The following is a 5,273-nucleotide window of genomic DNA, read 5'->3' on the forward strand; positions in this document are numbered from 1 at the left end:
AAAACCTTGTTGGATAAGACTTTTAGACTTTTTTGACCTCAAAAAGTGCCAGCCATTGCGGGGATCGGGGGCAAAGTTCCTGGACTTTTTCCCTGAAAATTAGGTAATTGACCACCTGAAAATGGGTAAAACCCCACACCCCACACCCCACACCCCACACCCCACACCCTACCCCCACGAAAAACTTTTTGCCGCAAACCCTAATTACCCGGACTAGGACTAAGGACCGGACTAGGAGAGGGAGAAGATTGGGCGACCGGTTGCGGTTTGGCTGCGGGTTGAGTTTGATACCATTTAAAGTGTTGGTAGGCCGTGCGCGATATTTGTTGAATCAGAGTCCTAGCGTTACTATCATTGTGGGGACGTTTGACCATCACTGCTCCTAGATAGCGTTTGCCGTTGGGCATATCAATAATCCCCGCATCCGCTAACATCGAGCCAATATCACCAGTTTTATGGGCAATATTGGCAGATTTCTCGATACCTTGCGGCAGCAGGGTGCGAGTGCGCGTTTCCTGCATAATATTCAATAGACGATCGCGGGAACGTAAACTGAGTAATTCCCCTTGATTAACTTTTCCTAAGATTGTCACCAAATCTCTCGGACTTGTGGTATTGGTTCCTTCCAAGTCAGGTAAAGCGTTATTAATTACCGTACTGGTCAAACCCCAAGCTTGAAAACGCTGATTAAGAGCCTCTTTGCCGCCCATACGCTTAATTAACATATTAGTAGCGGTATTATCGCTAATTACGTTCATTTTAGTGGCGGTTTCTAGGGCAGTATAGGTTTTATTCACTCCTAGATACTGCATATCCCCGGACCCACTGGCCAGGACATCCTTAGTGGCCACAAGGGGTTCATCGAGACGAATTTTTCCCGCATCCACATCCTCAAAAAAGGCGACCAGAATCGGGATTTTAATCGTACTAGCGGCAGCAAAAATAGTATCTCCGCGAAAATTAGCGTAAGCACCGTTATCGAGGTCAATAAATAAGGCTCCCGCCTGTAATTTCGGATATTTGACCACTAAAGCCTGTAATTTCTGGTTAAGGCTGCTGAGATTTTCGTTGAAAACTAAGGTGGTCGGTTTTGGGGTGACGGGTTGGGGAGTCGGGGAATTAGTAGCGGTGGGTTTTGGGTGTAGGGGTAATTTGCTCGGATCCACCACCGTTAAAACCGTACCAGCGATCGCACCTAAACCGACACCAAGGATAGAGAAGCGAAGAACCTGAAGGAGAAAAGAAGCGATTAGGTTAGGTTTACGCTGTTTTTTTGCCCTTTTAACCGGTAAAGACTTTTTTTTGTTGTTTGAGTCCATGGACTTAGGGGACCCAGGGCCAGATTGGACTTTAGTAGGACGACGAGTTACTTGACGAGTCACGGTTTTCCTCAAGGGTATCCAGATTTATTATCGATCGCTAGGAGAATTTTTTTTCTTGCCCTTGAGACTATCAAGACCGAGAAAAAGTTGCCCGATACTTTCAATATGACCGATAATACCCCGCAGCAGGGCTAATTCCTCCACCGTGGGCCGGGCCCGATGATAAAATTGCCGGAATTTCTCCATCCTAGCGGCGGCGGTGTGGGGGTAAAGATAGCCAATTTTGAGCAAAAAGCTCTCCAAGTGCTGATAATAGCCTTCTAGAGCCTCAAAAGTGGCATTAGGTGGCGTTTCTAACGGGGGTTCGAGCCTATTTTCCGTCGCCCTTTGGTACAGTTCGTAGGAGCAAACCGCCACCGCTTGGGCCAGATTAAGGGAGGAATATTGAGGATTAGCGGGAATACCGACAAAACGCTGGGCGTGGTTCAGTTCGCTGTTACTTAAACCCCGGTCTTCTGGCCCGAAAATTAAGGCCGATTCCAGGTTAGGGGTGAGTAACCAGGGTAAAGCGGCCCGGGGTGTTTCGAGGGGAGTATTCAGGTGACGGGGTTTCGAGGTGGTGGCAATGATGCGATGACAACCCTGCAAAGCTTCCCCAAGGGTGGCTACCCGTGAACAGTTTTCTAGGACTTCAATCCCGTGTACTGCCATGCGTCGCGCTTCTTCTCCCAGGATATCACAGGCGGGATTGACGATAATTAAGCGACTTAAGCCCATATTCCGCATAATTCTGGCGGTGGAACCCACATTTAAGGCTCCTGCTGGTTCGACCAAAATAATTCTCAGGCGATCGAGTGGGGAACTCTGATTATTTTCATCTACACTCATAGATAAGGCGCAGTTTTTGACTTTTTAATTTTAATCATGGCACGTCAGCTCTCGAAGTCCGATCTTCCCAGTAAAATTTGTCCCGTTTGCGGTTTATCCTTTACTTGGCGCAAAAAGTGGCAAAACTGTTGGCATGAGGTCAAATACTGTTCAGAACGTTGTCGTCGTCGCAAGTCCTCGGCCAATCAGTAAAAAGCCGAGAATTTTAACTATCAAATAGGCACTCTTACAAAAGGCAATTTTTGGCTGAGGACTTAGATGGGTAATTAATTGTTTTAGGTACTCTATTAGCTTTTAATTTTACGGCTAATTTAGTAAGCTGATATTTGGCTAAATTAACTTTTTCTTAAGAGAATCTCAATGCACATTGCCTGGTTAGGAAAAAAATCTCCTTTTTGCGGTAACGTTACCTATGGGCGAGAAGTGACTAATTCCCTGCTCGATCGAGATTATCAAGTCAGTTTTCTGCATTTTTCTTCCGAAAAACCCACCGTAAGCGATTGGCCCGACTTTTACGACGAAATCACCCTGCCACGTCTCTATAGTTCCCAAGTCTATACTATTCCCACCCTGAAATCGAGTCGGGTTCTACAGGATAAGCTCAGGGAACTGAAACCCGATCTAGTTCATGCGTCCTTACCCCTGTCTCCCCTCGATTTTCTGCTACCGGAAATTTGTGAGTCTTTAGATTTGCCTCTGGTGGCGACTTTTCACCCGGCTTTTGATAGTAAAATTCGCAATCTCATCTCTAGTACCCAATTATTAACCTACCAACTACACGCCCCTTTTTTAGCTAATTACGATAAGGTAATTATTTTTTCCACCTCTCAACGGGATTTTTTAGTTAAATTGGGGGTTCCCGAAGAAAAATTAGCAATTATTCCCAATGGGGTTGATGTTAATAAGTATTGTCCAGGTCCCTCGAATATTAAAGCTCAATATAATGCCGATTGTTTATTTGTTTATCTCGGTCGGATCATGCCGGAGAAAAATGTAGAATCTTTATTGAAAGCTTGGAAAAAAACCAATTTAGGGGGTAGATGCAAACTGCTCATTGTTGGCGATGGTCCGTTAACTCCTTCCCTCAAACCTTTTTATGGAGAAGAAGATGGTATTATCTGGTTAGGTTTTATCGGCGATGAAAATAAACGAATTGAAATTTTGCGCGGGGTTGACTGCTTTATTTTACCCTCATTAGTGGAAGGTTTATCGATTTCCCTCTTAGAAGCGATGGCCTGCGGTGTTGCTTGTATGGCTACGGATGTGGGGGCCGATGGGGAAGTGTTAAAAGGTGCGGGAATAGTTCTAGATACTAAAGGACTAATTACCCAATTAAAAACTCTCTTGCCCGTCTTACGAGATCATCCCGAATTAACCACAATTTTAGGTCAAAAGGCCCGTGAAAGAGTTTTAGACTCTTACACTCTCAGTAAAAATATTGATCGCTTACAGTTAGTTTATCAAGAAGTGTTAGCCAAAAAACAATCTTCTCTTAGCTACTTTCACTAAGGAATTTATATGACGATTGCCCGGACAATTTGCTTGGGATTTATTGCGGTAATTTTAGCGGGAACTTCCCTGTTGATGTTGCCTGTTTCTACCACTAGCGGCACTTGGAATGACCCAATTGTTGCCCTCTTTACCTCCACTTCTGCTGTCTGTGTCACGGGTTTAGCAGTAGTAGATACGGGTACTTATTTTTCTTTTTGGGGTCAATTATTTATTGCTTTATTAGTGCAAGTGGGGGGGTTGGGATATATGACCACTACCACTTTTTTAATGTTATTAATTGGGCGAAAATTTGACCTGAGACAGAAGTTAGCGATTCAAGAATCCTTTGATCGACCTTTCCTACAAGGTAGTCAAAGTTTAATGAAATCAGTGATTGCTACTACTCTAGTTTTTGAGTTAACAGCAACTTTGGTTATGTTAACTGTCTTTGCCCAAAAGTATGATTTTAGATATGCGGTGTGGTTATCTTTATTTCATAGTATTAGTGCTTGGAATAATGCGGGTTTTGGCTTGTTTAAAGATAACTTAATGTCCTATCAGTCTTCAATTATTATTAACTTATCTATCACAGGATTGATCATTTTTGGAGGTATCGGCTATCAGGTAATTATCGAGTTTTACACTTGGTTTATTTACCGCTTTCAATATAAACGAAAAGGCTTTGTTTTTTCCCTTAACTATAAAGTTGCTATCAGCACAACTATATTTTTATTAGTGATAGGAACCTTGGCTTTTTTACTTACTGAACAGGGAAATGGTGACACTTTAGCTAATTTATCACTTAAAGATAAATTGCTGGCCGCTTGGTTCCAATCGGTAACATCGAGAACAGCCGGATTTAATACCATTGATATTGGTAAAATTTCCGTAGAAGGTTTATTAATTACCATGGCTCTCATGTTTATAGGAGCCAGTCCTAGCGGTACAGGGGGAGGTATTAAAACCACAACTGTTAGGATTTTATATAATTGTACTCGCTCGGTTTTAAGAGGTCGTGAAGAAGTGACTCTTTATCAAAGACGCATTCCTATGCCGTTAATTTTAAAGTCAATGGCGGTGGTTTTTGGTTCGGTTATAGCGATTATTGTCTCCACCCTAGCCATCTCATTTGTGGAGACAGATTTTCAAATGATTCAGCTGTTTTTTGAGGTAGTTTCTGCCTTTGGAACTGTCGGCCTATCTATGGGGATAACCGCCGCTTTATCGCCGATTTCTAAGTTAATTATTGTTTTTATGATGTATCTGGGACGGGTAGGAGTTATACTTTTAATAGCGGCTATCATCGGCGATCCGAAACCAACAGTTATTAATTACCCCGAAGAAAACCTTTTAGTGGGATAATTAATATCAGTTATCAGTTATCAGTTTCTCCTGTCTCCTCACTCATTGACACTAGCATTTTAAATGCGTAACAGTGGTTCTTCGGTTTGTGTTATGCAATGGACGGGAGTTATAAGGGATGAAACCCTTATATAGAAAGACATTGCTTCGATTTTTGCCAATTGTTTTCAATCTAGAACGAGCTAATCAATTAAGTCTCTTGCCAGATAA

Annotated in this window: 5 protein-coding genes; 3 read left to right on the plus strand and 2 right to left on the minus strand. The window is 42.8% G+C overall.

The features are described 5' to 3' along the window. Positions 1-200: 200 nt before the first annotated feature. The gene (locus PX636_RS04825; protein WP_288116368.1) at positions 201-1,382 is read right to left on the minus strand and encodes a serine hydrolase; all 1,182 of its coding nucleotides are present in this window, start codon (positions 1,380-1,382) and stop codon (positions 201-203) included. 27 nt (positions 1,383-1,409) lie between these two features. Further along, complete coding sequence (locus PX636_RS04830; RefSeq protein ID WP_002798295.1) at positions 1,410-2,210, minus strand: RNA methyltransferase; 801 nt, start codon at positions 2,208-2,210, stop codon at positions 1,410-1,412. A gap of 36 nt (positions 2,211-2,246) precedes the next feature. On the opposite strand from PX636_RS04830, the gene PX636_RS04835 reads away from it, so the two are divergent. The 3 genes from PX636_RS04835 (at position 2,247) to PX636_RS04845 (ending at position 5,063) form a co-directional block, all read left to right on the plus strand. Continuing rightward, positions 2,247-2,402 (plus strand): DUF2256 domain-containing protein, encoded by a 156-nt coding sequence (locus PX636_RS04835; protein ID WP_002731581.1) that lies wholly within the window; start codon positions 2,247-2,249, stop codon positions 2,400-2,402. A 168-nt stretch (positions 2,403-2,570) separates the two neighbouring features. Further along, positions 2,571-3,719, plus strand: a complete 1,149-nt coding sequence (locus PX636_RS04840; protein WP_288116370.1) for a glycosyltransferase family 4 protein — start codon at positions 2,571-2,573, stop codon at positions 3,717-3,719. Between the two features lie 9 nt (positions 3,720-3,728). Next, a complete protein-coding gene (locus tag PX636_RS04845; protein WP_288116371.1) occupies positions 3,729-5,063 on the plus strand; it encodes a TrkH family potassium uptake protein in 1,335 nt (444 codons plus the stop codon). The last annotated feature ends 210 nt before the right edge of the window (positions 5,064-5,273 follow it).

The sequence above is a fragment of the Microcystis sp. M53598_WE2 genome (assembly GCF_030067735.1).
GTDB classification, from domain to species: domain Bacteria; phylum Cyanobacteriota; class Cyanobacteriia; order Cyanobacteriales; family Microcystaceae; genus Microcystis; species Microcystis aeruginosa.

Bases quoted from the DNA above. Each gene is read 5' to 3' on its own strand.
- PX636_RS04845 (WP_288116371.1), top strand. From the start codon at position 3,729: ATGACGATTGCCCGGACAATTTGCTTGGGATTTATTGCGGTAATTTTA.
- PX636_RS04840 (WP_288116370.1), top strand. From the start codon at position 2,571: ATGCACATTGCCTGGTTAGGAAAAAAATCTCCTTTTTGCGGTAACGTT.
- PX636_RS04835 (WP_002731581.1), top strand. From the start codon at position 2,247: ATGGCACGTCAGCTCTCGAAGTCCGATCTTCCCAGTAAAATTTGTCCC.
- PX636_RS04830 (WP_002798295.1), bottom strand. From the start codon at position 2,210: ATGAGTGTAGATGAAAATAATCAGAGTTCCCCACTCGATCGCCTGAGA.